At 71.6% G+C, this 14,793-nt stretch carries 18 protein-coding genes; 7 read left to right on the top strand and 11 right to left on the bottom strand.

Annotated features, from left to right (window positions below):
- Nucleotides 1–59: 59 nt before the first annotated feature.
- The gene (locus ACIQWX_RS32440; RefSeq protein ID WP_400879201.1) at nucleotides 60–899 is read left to right on the top strand and encodes a hypothetical protein; all 840 of its coding nucleotides are present in this window, start codon (nucleotides 60–62) and stop codon (nucleotides 897–899) included.
- A 172-nt stretch (nucleotides 900–1,071) separates the two neighbouring features.
- A complete protein-coding gene (locus ACIQWX_RS32435; RefSeq protein WP_400879199.1) occupies nucleotides 1,072–1,389 on the top strand; it encodes a nitroreductase/quinone reductase family protein in 318 nt (105 codons plus the stop codon).
- Nucleotides 1,390–1,429: 40 nt separating this feature from the next.
- On the opposite strand, the gene ACIQWX_RS32430 is transcribed toward ACIQWX_RS32435, so the two are convergent.
- The 5 genes from ACIQWX_RS32430 to ACIQWX_RS32410 are packed head-to-tail and all read right to left on the bottom strand — an operon-like array spanning nucleotide 1,430 to nucleotide 6,114.
- Entirely contained in the window at nucleotides 1,430–2,281 is an 852-nt protein-coding gene (locus ACIQWX_RS32430; protein ID WP_400879196.1) for an LLM class F420-dependent oxidoreductase, read from the bottom strand.
- Between the two features lie 28 nt (nucleotides 2,282–2,309).
- Nucleotides 2,310–2,999 (bottom strand): TetR/AcrR family transcriptional regulator, encoded by a 690-nt coding sequence (locus ACIQWX_RS32425; RefSeq protein WP_400879193.1) that lies wholly within the window; start codon nucleotides 2,997–2,999, stop codon nucleotides 2,310–2,312.
- A gap of 53 nt (nucleotides 3,000–3,052) precedes the next feature.
- Complete coding sequence (locus ACIQWX_RS32420) at nucleotides 3,053–3,979, bottom strand: phosphotransferase enzyme family protein (protein ID WP_400879191.1); 927 nt, start codon at nucleotides 3,977–3,979, stop codon at nucleotides 3,053–3,055.
- Between the two features lie 11 nt (nucleotides 3,980–3,990).
- A complete protein-coding gene (locus tag ACIQWX_RS32415; RefSeq protein ID WP_400879188.1) occupies nucleotides 3,991–5,172 on the bottom strand; it encodes a pyridoxal phosphate-dependent aminotransferase in 1,182 nt (393 codons plus the stop codon).
- Nucleotides 5,173–5,205: 33 nt separating this feature from the next.
- Nucleotides 5,206–6,114, bottom strand: coding sequence for a hypothetical protein (locus tag ACIQWX_RS32410; RefSeq protein WP_400879185.1), 909 nt, complete (start codon nucleotides 6,112–6,114; stop codon nucleotides 5,206–5,208).
- 212 nt (nucleotides 6,115–6,326) lie between these two features.
- Between ACIQWX_RS32410 and ACIQWX_RS32405 the strand changes: the two genes are divergently transcribed.
- The 3 genes from ACIQWX_RS32405 (at nucleotide 6,327) to ACIQWX_RS32395 (ending at nucleotide 8,072) form a co-directional block, all read left to right on the top strand.
- The gene (locus ACIQWX_RS32405) at nucleotides 6,327–6,626 is read left to right on the top strand and encodes a YciI family protein (RefSeq protein WP_400879810.1); all 300 of its coding nucleotides are present in this window, start codon (nucleotides 6,327–6,329) and stop codon (nucleotides 6,624–6,626) included.
- A gap of 118 nt (nucleotides 6,627–6,744) precedes the next feature.
- Nucleotides 6,745–7,338 carry a dihydropteroate synthase gene (locus tag ACIQWX_RS32400; RefSeq protein ID WP_400879183.1) on the top strand — a complete coding sequence of 198 codons (594 nt, stop codon included), beginning with the start codon at nucleotides 6,745–6,747 and terminating at the stop codon, nucleotides 7,336–7,338.
- The gene (locus ACIQWX_RS32395; RefSeq protein ID WP_400879807.1) at nucleotides 7,335–8,072 is read left to right on the top strand and encodes a dihydrofolate reductase family protein; all 738 of its coding nucleotides are present in this window, start codon (nucleotides 7,335–7,337) and stop codon (nucleotides 8,070–8,072) included. Before ACIQWX_RS32400 ends, ACIQWX_RS32395 begins: the two co-directional genes overlap by 4 nt.
- On the opposite strand, the gene ACIQWX_RS32390 is transcribed toward ACIQWX_RS32395, so the two are convergent.
- The 5 genes from ACIQWX_RS32390 to ACIQWX_RS32370 all read right to left on the bottom strand — a co-directional run bounded on the left by ACIQWX_RS32390 (nucleotide 8,059) and on the right by ACIQWX_RS32370 (nucleotide 12,056).
- Nucleotides 8,059–9,294 carry an RNA polymerase sigma factor gene (locus ACIQWX_RS32390; protein WP_400879181.1) on the bottom strand — a complete coding sequence of 412 codons (1,236 nt, stop codon included), beginning with the start codon at nucleotides 9,292–9,294 and terminating at the stop codon, nucleotides 8,059–8,061. The two genes, ACIQWX_RS32395 and ACIQWX_RS32390, sit on opposite strands and share 14 nt — an antisense overlap.
- Nucleotides 9,291–9,614, bottom strand: coding sequence for a YciI family protein (locus tag ACIQWX_RS32385; RefSeq protein ID WP_400879178.1), 324 nt, complete (start codon nucleotides 9,612–9,614; stop codon nucleotides 9,291–9,293). The genes ACIQWX_RS32390 and ACIQWX_RS32385 overlap by 4 nt, the downstream gene beginning before the upstream one ends.
- A 19-nt stretch (nucleotides 9,615–9,633) precedes the next feature.
- Nucleotides 9,634–10,236, bottom strand: a complete 603-nt coding sequence (locus ACIQWX_RS32380) for a dihydrofolate reductase family protein (RefSeq protein ID WP_400879175.1) — start codon at nucleotides 10,234–10,236, stop codon at nucleotides 9,634–9,636.
- A 46-nt stretch (nucleotides 10,237–10,282) separates the two neighbouring features.
- Nucleotides 10,283–11,236 carry an RNA polymerase subunit sigma-70 gene (locus tag ACIQWX_RS32375; RefSeq protein ID WP_400879173.1) on the bottom strand — a complete coding sequence of 318 codons (954 nt, stop codon included), beginning with the start codon at nucleotides 11,234–11,236 and terminating at the stop codon, nucleotides 10,283–10,285.
- Nucleotides 11,237–11,300: 64 nt separating this feature from the next.
- On the bottom strand, nucleotides 11,301–12,056 hold the full coding sequence (locus ACIQWX_RS32370; protein WP_400879170.1) for an SAM-dependent methyltransferase: 756 nt from the start codon (nucleotides 12,054–12,056) through the stop codon (nucleotides 11,301–11,303).
- A gap of 69 nt (nucleotides 12,057–12,125) precedes the next feature.
- Between ACIQWX_RS32370 and ACIQWX_RS32365 the strand changes: the two genes are divergently transcribed.
- Nucleotides 12,126–13,001 (top strand): aminoglycoside phosphotransferase family protein, encoded by an 876-nt coding sequence (locus ACIQWX_RS32365; protein WP_400879804.1) that lies wholly within the window; start codon nucleotides 12,126–12,128, stop codon nucleotides 12,999–13,001.
- On the opposite strand, the gene ACIQWX_RS32360 is transcribed toward ACIQWX_RS32365, so the two are convergent.
- Entirely contained in the window at nucleotides 12,981–13,565 is a 585-nt protein-coding gene (locus ACIQWX_RS32360) for a CGNR zinc finger domain-containing protein (protein WP_400879167.1), read from the bottom strand. The genes ACIQWX_RS32365 and ACIQWX_RS32360 overlap by 21 nt on opposite strands.
- Nucleotides 13,566–13,647: 82 nt before the next feature.
- On the opposite strand from ACIQWX_RS32360, the gene ACIQWX_RS32355 reads away from it, so the two are divergent.
- Nucleotides 13,648–14,790, top strand: coding sequence for an epoxide hydrolase (locus ACIQWX_RS32355; RefSeq protein WP_400879166.1), 1,143 nt, complete (start codon nucleotides 13,648–13,650; stop codon nucleotides 14,788–14,790).
- Nucleotides 14,791–14,793 lie beyond the last annotated feature (3 nt).

Raw genomic sequence — 14,793 nt, 5'->3', positions numbered from 1 at the left:
CCTCGATGATGACCCTTCGCAGGTGCTCGCACCAGTCCGATGTGGTTCGCTGGAGCGCGATGGACTTCGACACGGTGGCAGGCGAGCTCTACGGGGGTGACCTCGCGGAGTTCGTCAACGCGCGCAACGCGGCGGCGAAGGCCGCCAAGGCCGAGGGGGACGCCGAGCTCGCGGCCAGGATCCGGGAGCTGCGGAAGCCGACCACGGCCGCGGCGATCGTCAACCGCCTGGCCCGCGAAGACCCCGACGAGCTGCGGGAACTCGCCGAACTCGGCGACGAGCTGCGCGACGCCCACACCCGCTTGGCCGGCGACGACCTGCGGGCGCTGACCCGGCGCCGCGGTGAGCTCGTGCGGCGGATCGTCCACGGCTTGCCGTCGATGAGCGACACCGTCTCCCGCGAGGTCGAGGCGACGCTGGAAGCCGTGGCGGCCGACCCGGACACCGCGGCGCTCGCCCTCGCCGGGCGGCTGACGTCGGTCGCGCACCAGGACACCGACCAGTGGTTCACCCTCGCCGCGTCCGCCGCTCCGCCGTCGGCCGGCAAGCGGCCGGCCCGGATGGTGGAAAAAGCCGAACCGGCCAAGCCCAAAAAGGACCACCGGCGCGAGGAACAGGACCGCAAGGAGCGCGAACGCCTGCGCAAGGAACGCGAGCGCCTGCGCAAGGAAGCCGCCGAGCTGGCGAAGGAACGCGCGACGGCCGAACGCGACCTGATCCGCACCGAACGCGCGGCCGAGCAGGCGACGGCCCGCGTCGAGGACCTCCGCGCCCGCCTCGCGGAGGCCGAGGAACGCGCCGAGCGCGCGTCGGCGGAGTTCGAGCAGGCCGAGGAAACCTTCGACCAGGCCGACAAAGCCGCCACCGCCGCGCAGAAAGCCGCCGACGCCGCCCGCTGATTCCGTGCTACCGTACGGATGCGCCCCGGATGGGCCTACGCACGGAGGTAGCGGCTAACTCAGCCCCCTTGGATCGACACGTTCTGCCTTCCCTGGCGGAAGTGTGCCCTCCGCGCGCCCATTCCGTGTCGGTTCACGGCCTCCGGCGATCACTTCTCGCCAAAGGAGCACCTTGATCCACCTCACCACGACCGGTGCCCGCACCGGCCGCCCGCACCGCGTTCCCCTGGGTGCCTTGGACATCGACGGCCGCCTGGTCGTCGTCGCCTCGGCCATGGGCTCGCCGAAGCACCCCGCCTGGTACCACAACCTCCGGCACTGTCCACTGGTGACAGTCGAAACCGCGACCGAGACTTTCGAGGCGACGGCCACGCTCCCACCGGACCGCGACGAGCTGTTCGCCGAGATCGTCGCGCGCGAACCGGGTTTCGGGGACTACCAAGCCAGGACGACCCGGGTGCTGCCGGTCGTCGAGCTGCACCGGACCTGATCGGCCGCGCTCGTCGGGTCTCACGGGCGCGAAAGGCCGATCAGAGCAGCACTTCGGCCAGCCGCCGGTGGTTCTCGGCCTCCACCTCCGCCGACCGGCCGATCACCTGGACCGCCACGTGGTCGGCGCCGGCGTCCACATGGGACCGCAGCCCCTTCGCGACCTCCTCCGGTGACCCGTGCAGCGCGAGGTCGTCGATCAGCCGGTCGCTGCCGCCGCCGGTGACGTCGGCGTCGGTGTACCCGTGGCGCCGCAGGTTGTTCACGTAGTTGCGGAGCCCGAGGTAGGGCTCGCGGATGAAGGCGCGGCCGATTTCGCGGGCCTCCTCGGGGTCGCCGAGGACGACTTTCTGTTCCGGCGCCAGGATCTTGCCCGCGCCGAGGACCGATCGGGCGTGCCGCGTGTGCGCGACCGGCACGAGGTACGGGTGCGCGCCCGCGGTGCGGTCCCTCGCTAGCTTCAGCACCCGGTCGCCGAGCGCGGCGAGCACCCTCGCCTCGGCGGGCACGCCGGCCGCGTCGAGCCGGTCCAGGTAGTCGACGAGCGTGTCGTACGGGCTGTGGTAGCCGGTGACTGACTCGGGGTGGCCGACGCCGATGCCCAGCAGCAAGCGCTTTCCGTACCGGTCCGCGAGCCGGTGGTACGACTCGGCCAGCGGCTCCGGTTCGTCGGCCCACACGTTCACGATCGCCGTCGCCACGGTGATCCGCTCGGTCGAGGCCAAGAGGTCTTCGACGAACGCGAGGTCGCTGATCGACGCGCGGCCGGTGCCGAGCCACGCCGTGCCGTAGCCGAGGGCGTCCGCGGCGATCGCGTGCTGCTTGCGCGTCACGTCGTCGCGGTGCGGGGACAGGAAGACGCCGTAGGTGCCGAGGTTCACTACACTTGTCATAGAACTCAATGTAGCAAATGTAGCGCGGTTAGTTCGAGAGGCGGTGCAGCCACTCCCGCAGCATCTGCCGTTCGGTCGGGGTCAACGCGTCGACGTCGTCCGCGAGCCGGGTCGACAAAGCGACCGCGAGCGCGCCGATGGATGAGCCTTCCGCCGGCCGCTCGGCGAGCAGCCCGGCCAGTACCGACTCGCGGACCTGCGCGGACATCGCCAGGTCGCGGGTCCCTTCGGGCTGCGCGATCAGGCTGAGCGTGACCCCGCTGTTGGCCGCCGCGAACTGGCGCGCGGCCTCCGCGGCCTCGACGCGCAGCCGGCCGTCGCGCGCCAGCGGCGTGAACAGCTCCAGCAACATCGCTTCGGCGCTGGAGGTGAGGTTGCACGGCACGCCGGGTTCGATCTGGCCGTAGAGCAGCACGTAGAACTGCGGGTTCTCCAGGCCGTACTCGACGTGCCGGTCCCAGCCCGCGCGGATCCGGTCGACCGGGTCGCCGCCCGGCGCCGGGGCCTGCACGTACTGCGTGAACCCGTAGTTGACGACGGCGTCGAGCAGGCCCTGCTTGCTGCCGAAGTGGTGGTACAGCGTCGGCGCCTGGACGCCGGCGCGCTCGCAGATCGCCCGCGTCGACACCGGTCCGCCGCCGGATTCGTGCAGGAGCTGCCCGGCCGCCAGCAGCAGGCGGTCGCGGGTGCTGGTGGTGCCGCTCGATCGTCCGGCCATGTAGCAATTGTAGCGCCGGTCTGTAACGCGCACTTTCGTAGGGAAAGTGCGCGTCAGCGGAGGCGGAGCTGGACCCGGCGCAGGCCGACGAACGCGTTCAGCACCGCCGGGTCGGTCGTGGCCGCGTCCGGGCGCACCGACCGGTAGCCGTCCAGCAGCGCCTCCCGCAACTCGGCGCGCTGCGGCAGGTGCTCGAGCTCGTCGAGCGCCACGGCGAGGTCGTACGCGTAGTGCCCGTACCCGCAGTCGTCGAAGTCGATGGCCCGGACGCGCCCGCGGTGGAACAGGTAGTTCACCTGCCGCAGGTCGCCGTGCACCAGGCCGAAGACGTCGGCGCCGCACCCCAGCCCGGCCCGCACCGCGCGGACCCGCTCGACGGCGCCGCGGACCCGTTCGTCGCCGCCGGCCAGCGTCACCGCCCGGTCGAGGACGGCGTCGGAGAAGCCGTCCACCTGCGACCGGCCGAACTCGGTGAGGTCGTCGACGCGCCCGCGGTCGAGGCCGTTCATCCGGGCGCCGTGCAGGTGCAGCCGCGCGGTGAACCCGCCCACCGCGTACAGCTGCGGCGCGCTGAGCCGTTCGTCGACGAACCGGCCGTCGACCCAGTGGCAGAGCACGCAGGTCCGCGGCTCCGGCACGGCCGGGTCGGCGACCACGGTGACCAGGTCCCGCGCCCGCGTTGGCACCGGCCGCGGCACGACGAGGTCGGTTTCCCTGCCCAGCATGGAAAGCCACGCCATCTCCGCGCGCACCTGCGCGGTGCCCGGGCCGTCCGCGCGTTCCACCCGCAGCACGTACCGGTGGCCGTCGGCGCCGTCGATGCGGAACGTCGTGTTGCGCCCGCGGCCCAGCGGCGTCAGCCGGGCGACCGGCACGTCGTAGTCCGTCAGCGCCGACTCGGCGAGCCGGCGCAGGCGCCGGGTGCGGCCCGAGCGGTCCAGCTCGGCGAACGGCCGGTCGTTCGCCGTCGAGCCGGCCATGGCCCACGTGCTCAGCTGATCGACCGTTCCGGCTCGCGGGAGTGCGCGACGAGCTCGATCGTCGGCGTGTGCCGCCCGCCGCCACCGAGGCGCTCGACCCCGCGCAGGCCCTCGACCAGCCGCTCGACCTCGGTGTCCGGCCGCACCCCGAAGCGCATGAACTGGCTGGTCATGCCGATCTTGTTGCCGCACTGGCGCACCAGCAGGTGGTGCTCGGCGAGCAGGTAGTCGCACAGCTCGGCGCCGTCGACCGAGCCGGGCAGCTTGACGAGCAGGAAGTTCGCCTGTGACGGGAACACCGTCAGCTCCGGGAACTGGTTCAGCTGCGAGTTCATCATGAACCGGTCCAGCGCCAGCTTCTTGAGGCTGTCCTCGTACTCCGCTCGGTGCTCGGCGAGCATGAAGATGACGGTCTCGGCGAGCGAATTGAGGTTCCACTTCGGCAGCGCGCCCGACAGCTTGCGCGTCAACGCCGGGTTCGACACCTGGTAGCCGAACCGGATCCCGTGCAGCCCGAAGTTCTTGCCGAGGCTCTTCAGCACGATGACGTTCGGCCGCACGACGGCTTCGGCGGCCACCGAGGGATTCATTTCGACCTCGACGAAGTCGATGAACGACTCGTCGATCACCACGAGGTCGAGGTCTTCGAGGGCGTCCATGAACCGGACGACTTCGCGCCGGGGCAGATATCCGCCGTCGGGGTTGTTCGGGTTGCACAGCACCGCGACCCGGGAGCCGCGGCGCTTGATGAAGTCGACGTACTCGTCGACGCGCAGTTCGAAGTTGTCGGATTCCTTGAGCAGGAACATGTCGACGCGCTTGCCGGTTTCCAGCGGCTGGTCGGTCCAGCGGCCGAACGTCGGGATCGGCACGGCGATGCTGGCGTCGACCAGCAGCCGGTCGATCCAGGTGATCAGCTCGGTCGAGCCGTTGGCGAGCGAAATCGTCGACGGGTTGAGCCGCAGCACGTGTGCGAGCTGCGCGGTGATCGCGCCGGCGTCGCTCGGGTAGAACTTGAGGATCGTGCGGAGGTTGCGTTCGAGCTGGCCGAACATCTCGTCGGTGGGGAAGTACGGGTTGCAGGGGATGCAGAAGTCCGCGAGGTCGTCCGCGTGCTGGCCCATCGCGCGCGCCACGGAGAAGAACGACGGGCTGTGCGCCGCGCTCTGCTGGAAAAGGCCTCTGGTGGTCATACCGTGCCGCACGCCTGGTCTCCGTCCGCCGCTTTACCGGCCCCTTGCCTTCCCGATGGGGACACGGGTGAACCGGACGGGCGGTTCAATCCCGGACAGCGCGTAGACCCCGGTGCCGGCCAGCGCGGCCGCGGCCAGCACAGACAGAGCGAGGACCGGCAGCGGTGCGGCGAACGGGGAGACGCCGGTGGAGGACTCGACGCCGATGATCGCGGTGAGCACGGCGTCGGCGGCGACCGCGACCTTCACGACCAGCAGCCGGTGCGTCTCGGGCCAGCGCGTGAAGCGCAGGACCCAGGCCAGCGCGGGCAGCACGAGGATCGCGTGCATCGCGACCGCGTGCAGCGGCTTGAGCGAGCCGGCGGTCGTGTACGCGGCCTGCGGGTCGCCGCCGCGTGCCGCGACGACGCCGCGGCCGATCATCACCGCGCCCGTGGCCAGCGCGACCAGCAGCACGACCAGGCCGGCGCGGACGGCCAGGCGCAGGCTCGCCGCGTCCGGGCCGGGCTCGACCAGTGCCGCGGCGGTGAAGCCGATGACGACCAGGACGAGCACGCCGCCACCCGCGGCGAGCGTCATCGACACGGCGGTGTCGAACGGCGTCTCGAAGTCGAAGTGCGACGGCACTCCGCGCCAGGCCTGCATGCTCACCAGGACGACCTCGACGACGCTCGCGACCGTGAACGCCCCGAGCAGGATGGACCCCAGCCGCGGGCGGACGGTGAGGAACGACGTCGCCCAGGCGACCGACGCGAGCGTCAGCCCGAACGACAGGCCGAACGTGACGGCCTTGCGCATCGACAGCGGGCCCAGCCACGAGCCACCGGAGGCGATGAGCACGATCGCGTGGACGACGCCGCTCAGGAACAGCGCCGCGCCGACGGCGTAAGCGATCTTCTCGGCTCGCTTACCGTCGTGCCAGATCCGGGTCAAAGCGTTCATGGGACGGAGTGTCGCGCCGCGGAGGACGTCACCGCGTCGGCCCGGCGGCGGCACCGCGGCGTACGACGACGGGCGTACGGCAATCGGGAAGAATGTCGAAAAGCATTGGTAAAGGAATTGCGGTGTTCTTGACCGGAATATGGGGAAAACGCGTGCGCCGCGACACTCGCCAGGCGGATGCGTCCCGGCCGGAAGAGTTCTACCATCGGATCATGTACATCGCCCTGCTGACCTACACGGCACCCGAGACAGAAGTCGACTACGCGCTGCCGGACCATTCGGAATGGTTGCGCAAACAATTCACGAAGGGGGTCTTCCTCGTTTCCGGAAAGGGGAACGGCGTGGCCGACCAGGTGATCCTCACGCGGTCGGTGCTGCGCGGCAAGCTCGACGCGGTGCTCGCCAGCGACCCGTTCGTCGTCCAGCGCCTCGCGCGCTACCAGGTCATCGAGTTCACCGCCACGCGCACCGCGCAGGAGCTGCTGGCGATCAACGAGGCCATCGCCTCCTGAGGAGTTCCGCCACGGTCGGGTGGCCCGGCGACGAGGCCCCGCCACCTGCCGGCGAAGAGTGCTTTCCCGCTGGCTCGCTTATGATCGCGAGGCACGGACGTCCAGCAGGGAGAGCGCGATGAACACCCCCGACCTCGTCTTCCGGGGCCGCCGGTTGAGCAGGGACCGCGCGCTGGTGCTGGCCGCGATCCAGGTGCTCCCGGAACCCGACGCGGCGCGGGAGGCGGTCGTGAGCGCCGTCGAGGACGGCGCCGACCTCGTGGGTTTCGCCGGAACCGGCGTCGAATCCTTGATCTCCTGGACGCGCGAGAAGTTCCCCGACCTCGTCCTGGCCGTCGACACCGCGGACGCGGCGGTGGCGGCGGGTAGCTGCGCGGCCGGCGCGGACCTGATCCTCGCCCGGACCGACCTCACCGACGTCGCGGCGCGGTTCGGTGCCGGGTACGCCGGCTCCTCGAAGGCCGACCTGCCCGGGTTCGTCCTGGACGTCGGCGTGCTGCGGTCGCCGCCGTCCCTGCCCGGGGACGTCCCGGTGCTGGTGGAGCCGGCCGGCGACGGCACCCCGGCCGGCCTGGCGCTGGCGGCGCTCGCGGCGTCGGCGGGCGCGGCGATCATCCGGACCCGGCACGTGCGCGCGACGCGGCACGTGGCCGAGATGGCGGCGAGCATCGCGGGCACGCGCCCGCCGGCGAAGGCGGTCCGATGGGAGTGATCCGGCAGATCTGGCCGGTCGAGCGCGGCCTCGACGACCACGACCTGGAGCAGCTGTACCGCTACCCCGCCGACCCGCGCTGGGTCGCGGTCAACTTCGTGTCCAGCGCGGACGGCGCGATCACCGTCGAGGGCCGGTCGGCGAGCCTGTCGACGCCGGCCGACCGGGTCGTCTACCGGCTGGGCAACGACCTCGCCGACGTCGTGCTGGTGGGTGCGGGCACGGCGATGGCCGAGGGCTTCGAAGGCATGCGCCCCGACGAACGCACGGCCGAGCGCCGCCGCCGGTTCGGCTTGGCGCCGATCGCCCCGGTCGCGGTGGTGACGACCGGGCGGTCGCTGCCGCCGGACGCCCCGGTGATCACGAAGGCGGCGGTCCCGACGCTGGTGTTCACGTCCGAGGCGGCGCCGTCGGCGTTGCGGGACGCGTGGACGGCGAACGGCGCCCGGGTGTTCGTGGCGGGTTCGACGGGCGTTTCGGCCGCGCAGGTGGTCGAGACGCTGGTCGCCGAGGGATTGGGCCGCATCGACTGCGAGGGCGGGCCCCGGCTGTTCGGCTCGCTGATCGAGGCCGGCGTGGTCGACGAGTTCCGCCTGACCGTGGCGCCGTTCCTGGTGGCGGGCGCGTCGAGCCGGGCGGCCGTCGGCGGGGCGATCGACCCGGCGTCGCTGGAGCTGGCGTCGGTGCTCACCGACGGCGCCAGCGTGCTGCTGCGGTACCTCAGTCCGCGGTAGGCAGCCGGTCGCGACGACGGGTCAGGGACGCGGTCTCCGCCGTGTTGCCCGCCAGCTCGATGGCCTTGTCGTAGGCCGCGCGCGCCTCCTCGTCGCGGTCCAGCCGGCGCAGCAGGTCGGCGCGGGTGGCGTGGAAGGGGTGGTAGCCGGCCAGCTGGGGCTCGAGCTGCTCGACCGCCGCCAGCGCCACCTGCGGGCCGTCGAGCTCGGCGACCGCGACGGCCCGGTTGAGCGCGACGACCGGCGAGGCGTCGACGCGGACGAGCTGGTCGTAGAGGGCGAGGACCTGCGACCAGTCGGTGTCGCGCATGTCGGGGGCGGACGTGTGCACGGCGTTGATCGCGGCCAGGATCTGGTAGCGCCCCGGCGCCACGCCACTGACCAGGCGTTCGCGCACCAGCCGGTGGCCCTCGGCGATCAGGCCTGCGTCCCAGGCCCCGCGGTCCTGCTCGTCGAGCGCGACCAGTTCGCCGCCGGCCGAGACCCGGGCCGGGCGGCGGGCCTCGGTGAGCAGCATCAACGCCAGCAGCCCGGTGACCTCGCCGTCGTCCGGCAGGAGGACGTGGATCAGGCGGGTGAGCCGGATCGCCTCGGCCGTCAGGTCGTGCCGCACCGGATCGGTGTCCGGGCCGGTCGCCAGGTAGCCCTCGTTGAACACGAGGAACAGGACGGTCAGCACGCCGGAGACGCGGGCCGGCAGGTCCCCGGCGGATGGCACGCGGTAGGGGATGCGGGCCGCCTTGATCTTGGCCTTCGCGCGGGTGATCCGCTGGCCCACGGTGCTCTCGGAGACCAGGAAGGCACGGGCGATCTCGGGCACGGTCAGGCCGCCGACCATGCGCAGCGTCAGCGCCACGCGGGCTTCGACCGCCAGCGCCGGGTGGCAGCAGGTGAAGACGAGCCGGAGCCGGTCGTCGTCGATGGCGCCGAGGAGCTCGGGCGGGTCGTCGTCGTGCAGCATTCCCGCCTCCTTCTGCTTGTCGTCGCGCTTGCTCTCGCGCCGGATCCGGTCGATGGCCTTGCGCTGGGCGGTGGTGGTCAGCCAGGCGCCGGGGTTCGGGGGCACACCGTCGGCCGGCCACTTCTCGACGGCGACCGCGAACGCCTCGGCTGCCGCCTCCTCGGCGACGTCGAGGTCACCGAAGCGCCTGGCCAGGGCCGCGACCACCCGGGCCCACTCCTCGCGGTGCGCCCGGGTGATCGCCTGCTCGACGTCGTTCACAGGAATGGCCGGACCTCGATCTTGCGGTCGCAGACCTTCGACGCCTCGGTGGCGAGCTCGAGCGCGACGTCCAGGTCGGGGGCCTCCCACACCCAGACGCCGGCGAGGTACTCCTTGGACTCGAGGAAGGGTCCGTCGGTGACCACCGCCTGCTCGCCCCGGTTGTCGACGACGGTGGCCGCGCCGGTGTCGGCGAGCCCGCCGGCGAAGACCCAGTAGCCGTCGGCGATCAGCCGTTCGTTGAACTCGCTGATGGCGGGCTGCCGGTCGGTGCTGCCGGGGTTGCTCTTGTCGTCGATGACGGAAACCAGGTAGTGCATGCTCGTTCTCCCGTGCTGGTCAGGCGGTCGCGTACTGGGGGCGTCCGGCGGGCCGGAGGACCTGGATCGTCACGCCCTTCGAGTCGACTCGCGAGTCAACCAGGTCCAGGGCGAGGTCCGGGCCGGTTTCCGGGAACAGCCGCGTGCCCTGGCCGACGACCACCGGGATCACGATCAGGGTCAGCTCGTCGACCAGGTCGTTCGCCAGGAGCCACCGCAGCAGGGTGCCGCTGCCGTGCACCTGCAGCTCGCCGCCGGGCCGCGCCTTCAGCTCCTTGATCGCCGCCGCGAGGTCCGCTTCGAGCACGGTGGAGTTCTCCCAGGTCGGCGCGGCGAGCGTGGTCGAGGCGACGTACTTGGGAGCGGCGTTCAAGGCGGCACCGACGGGGTGGGCCTGCTGGGGCCCCCAGGCGGCGGCGAACAGCTCGTAGGTGCGCCGGCCGAAGAGGAAGGCGTCGGCCTGCTGGTAGGTGCGCGTGATGAAGGCCCGGGTCTCGTCGTCACCCTTGCCCAGGGCCCAGCCGCCGCGGTCGAACCCGGCGCGGCGGTCCTCGTCGGACGCGCCGCCGTTGCCCTGCACGACACCGTCGAGGGTCACCTGGGTCATGGTGGTCAGCTTCATCGGGGTTCCTTCCCTTCGGGGCCGCCCGCTTGCGGTCTCACCCCTGCTACGAACGCCCCGCCCCCGATCCGACAGCGTCCTCGAAGATCTTTTCCGGCAGCCCGAGCTGGGGGAACCGGTCGGCGTGGAAGGTGACAATCTCGGCCACCAACCCACCGGCGATGCGCAGGACGTCGATGGCGAGCGGCAGGTAGGCGTCCTCGTGCCATTGGTAGAAGGCGATGGCGGGCTGCCGGTTCACTTCGGTGAGGACGGCGCGCAGGCCGGTCATGCTCTCGAAGCCGCTCTCGACCCAGTCGTTGACGACCGCCTCGCGGCCGACGCGCAGGCCAGGGGTGGGCGGCATCGAGCAGCGGACGTCCTCGCGGAGCAGGGCGGCGAGAGCGTCGACGTCGGTGGCCACGCTGGCCTCGGTGTAGCGGCGCACGAGTTCCCGGGTGGCGGCGTCGTCTTCGTCGCCGGTCCAGTCCTGCCGTTCGGCGGGCAGGTGCGCCCGCATCCCGGCGCGAGCCCGCTGCAGGGCGCTGTTCACGGAGTTGACGGAGTCCCCGAGCAGCTCGGCGACGTCCTTGGCCGGCCACCCGACGACGTCCCGCAGGATGAGCACGGCCCGCGGACGCGGAGCGAGGTGCTGCACGGCGACGAGGTAGGCGAGCTCGATGGTCTCCCGCGCGAGGGCGGCGGCTTCAGGGGCGTCGTCGGGGTAGGGCTGCAGCCAGGGGACCTCCCCACCGACGGCGGGCTCGGGACGGATCTTGGCGAGCAGGTCCAGGCAGGCGTTGGTGGCGATCCGGTAGAGCCAGGCCCGGAAGGTCGACCGGCCTTCGAAGGTCTCCCGGCGGCGCCACGCACGGAGGAAGGTCTCCTGGACGGTGTCCTCGGCGTCTTCGAAGGAGCCGAGCATCCGGTAGCAGTGGACGTGCAGTTCTTTCCGGTGTCGTCGAGCGAGCCCGGTGAACTCCGGTTCGTCGACCTCGTGCAGCCGCGTGTCCGCGCTCATGGCGTCATCCTTCCGTCTCAGGGGGTGGTGTCCAAGGTGAGACGGGAGGGGGTGCGAAAACTCATCACGGGTGGCTGGCTCGGGCCAGGACGCGTCGCATCCGGTCGAAGGTCGCCAGGACTCGTCGTGCCTCCTCTTGCATCGACCGCACCGCCGGGTCCTCACCGGCGTCGACGGCGAGAGCCTCCTGCCACAGCGTCTGTTCGGCCAGGTGCCACGCCGGTTCGTCGGTGACTTCGACGTCCACGAACCCGGCTCGCGGCAACTGCCGGCGCAGATCCAGCTGTCGCAGTCGCGGTGACACCCGCTCGTCGCCGGCGTCCGCCGCTTCCCAGCAGGTGACGACCACGCGTCCGCCGGGACGGAGAACCCGGCGGCATTCCAGCAGAGCGTCCAGCGTCGGCTCGGCGAACTGGATGGAGTCGACGACGAGCACCGCGTCGACCGACGCCGGGCCCAGGCCGGTGCGGGTCAGCTCACCCACCCGGAAACCGGCTCGATCCGCCAGCCCGAGCGTCTGTGCCCGAAGCTGCGCGTGGTCGATCGCGACCCGCGAGAAGTCGAGCCCGACAACCCGGCAGCCGGTGCGTCGCGCGATCTCCAGCCCGTACCCGCCGCGACCGCAGGCCAGATCCAGCAAAACCTGCCCGGCACGCAGGCCGAGCGCCGCCACGACCTGATCGAGCCCGGCTCCGGTCAGCAGACTGGTGGACTGCAGGTCCGGCGGAAGACCGAGCACGCGCCGCACGAGCTCGTCGGCAACCGGCGATTCGACCCGGTCCGCGTACCAGCGGTCGAACTCCGCGGGAGTTCTCGTCATCCTCCGACCATCGCACATCCGCGGCACGACAGGTCGGTGCGCGGGTTCGGGCAGACTCGCGGAGTGGACATGGAAGAAACCGGCGCGCGGCTGGTCAGGAGATTCGGTCCCGCGGCCGAGGGGTGGCTCGAACAGATGCCCGCCCTCGCCGCGCGGCTGGCGTCCCGATGGGGTCTCGTGCTCGGCGAACCCTTCGAAAGCGGAGCGTCCTCCGTCGTCCTGCGGTGCCGGTGGCCGGACGGCACTCCCGCGGTGCTCAAGCTCAGCCCGGACCGGGCGTTGCTGACCAAGCAGGGTGAGATGCTGCGCGTGTTCGCGTCGTCGGGCCGGGTGCCGGCCGTGCTGGGCGCGGACGCCGAGGCCGGTGCGATGGTGCTGGAGGAAATCCGGCCCGGTACCGAGGCCGAAGACCTGCCGCCGGCGTCGTTGCCGCCGCAGTGGGGGGAACTGCTCGCCGCGCTGCACGCCGTGGCCCCGCCCGCGGGCTGGCCGTGGGACCTCCGCGGCCGCTGTGACGAGGCCTTCGCCCGGATCGGCCGTCGGCTGTCCGAACCGGCCATCGGCGCCCGGATCGGCCAGGACACGTGGGCGCGGGCGATGCGGCGCTGCGAGAGGCTGCTGGACACGCAAAGCCGGATTGTGTTGCTGCACGGCGATTTGCACCTCGCCAACGCCCTCGACGGCGGCCCGTCGCGAGGCCTGGTCGCGATCGATCCCAAGGCGTGCGTCAGCGATCCGTGCTTCGACGCCGTCGACTACGTCGTGGCCGGTGCCGGACACGAGGGCGTCGAGACTCGTTGCGAGCGGGTGGCGACCGCGTGCGGGCTCGACGGCGACCGGCTCTACGCGTGGAGCCGGGTGATCGCGCCCATGTTCGCCATCGCCCACCTCACCCACGACGGTTCCGGGCAGGCGATCGGCGAACTACTCGCCCTGGCTCGCTGATCCCGTCTTTTTGCGCTGGTTGGCGATGAACCGCGCTTTCTTCTGCCGGTTCCCGCACGTGTTCATGTCGCACCACCGGCGCGTGCGGCTTTGGCTGGTGTCGAAGAAAGCGGCCTGACAGGTCGGCGACGCGCACAACGCCAGTTTTCCGTCACGTTCGCCGGAGATGATGCCGATCGCGTCGGCGGCGATCACGCCCAGCGCGTCCTCCACGCGGGACGCCGAGCTGAGCCGCCACCGCCGTTCGCCCTCGGGCGTCAGGACGGCCGCGGCCCGGCCGTCGGTGCTGCGGTCGTTGATGATCCGGACCGCGGCCGCGGGCAGAGCGTCCTGGGTGGCGGCCGCCGTCGCGGCGGCGTGGATCGCTTCCCGCAGCTCCCACGCGAGTTCGAGCTGCGCGGTGGTGCAGGAGTCCACGGCGAGGCCGCTCACCGCGAGCCATTCGACGAGCCTCTCCGGCGTGGGAATGCGCTCCAGCGAGTCGCCACGACGCTCCGACAGCGTCCCCGTGAAGCTCGTCGCCAGCACGGAGCCGAGGCGGAAACCAGGGAACTCGGCGCGCATGGAACCAGCTTAGCAGGTTGCTCTGGCTCATCGTGACGTGTTAGAACCGTCTAAGACGGTTCCGGGAAGGCCAGGAGGACTCATGCCCGACGTGCACGCATTCGAAGCCCACGCGACCGACGCCGACCTCGACGACCTGCGCGCGCGGCTGGCCGCGGCGCGGCTGCCGGAAGCCGAGACGGTCCGGCGCCGCTGGGAGCAGGGCGTTCCGCTCGCCGACCTCGCCGAGGTGGTGGACTACTGGCGCACCGGTTACGACTGGCGGCCGTTCGAGGCGCGGCTCAACGCGATCGGCCAGTTCCGCACGACCGTCGACGGTCTGGGAATCCACTTCCTGCACCGCCGATCCGCGCGCGCGGACGCCACGCCGTTGCTCTTGACGCACGGCTGGCCGGGCAGCGTCGCCGAGTTCGTCGACGTGCTGGACGAGCTGGCGGACCCGCAAGACGCGGACGCGCCGGCGTTCCACGTCGTGGCCCCGTCGTTGCCGGGCTTCGGTTTCAGCGACAAGCCGGCCACGACCGGCTGGGGAACCGAAAAGATCGCGGCCGCCTGGGTCGAACTGATGGAACGGCTCGGCTACGACGAGTTCCTGGCTCACGGCGGCGACTGGGGAGGCGTGATCACGACGATCCTCGGCGGCCGCTTCCCGGAGCACGTCCTCGGCATCCACACGGTGACCCCGCAGGCACCGCCGGGCTTGCCGACGGACGGTCTGACGCCCGCCGAGCGCGAGTGGACCGAGGAAACCCGCGACTTCTGGCTCCACCGCGCGGCCTACGCGAAGCAGCAGGCGACCCGGCCGCAGACCATCGGCTACTCGCTCGTCGACTCACCGGTCGGGCTGCTCGCCTGGATCCTCGACAAGTTCGCCGAGTGGACGGACACTTCGGACAGTCCATTCGAGACGATCTCCCGCGACCGCATCCTCGACGACGTCACGTTGTATTGGCTGACGCGCAGCGGGGCATCGGCGGCCCGGATCTACTACGAAAGCCACGATTCGCTCGACCCCGGGCTCAGGGTGGACGTCCCGTCGGCGATCAGTGTGTACCCCCGGGACATCGAGAAGTGCCCGCGTCCGTGGGCGGAGGAGCGGTTCCGGCGGATCGTGCGGTGGGGCTCGCCGGAAACCGGGGGACACTTTCCGTCGTTGGAGGTTCCCGGGTTTTTCGTCGAGGATTTGCGAGAGGGCCTCGCGGCCGTGCTGGCCGCCGGCCGGTGAATC

This window comes from Amycolatopsis sp. NPDC098790 (assembly GCF_044759945.1).
GTDB lineage: Bacteria > Actinomycetota > Actinomycetes > Mycobacteriales > Pseudonocardiaceae > Amycolatopsis.
Note: the sequence above shows the minus strand (reverse complement) of the source record. Positions and strands in the feature narration are given on the sequence as shown.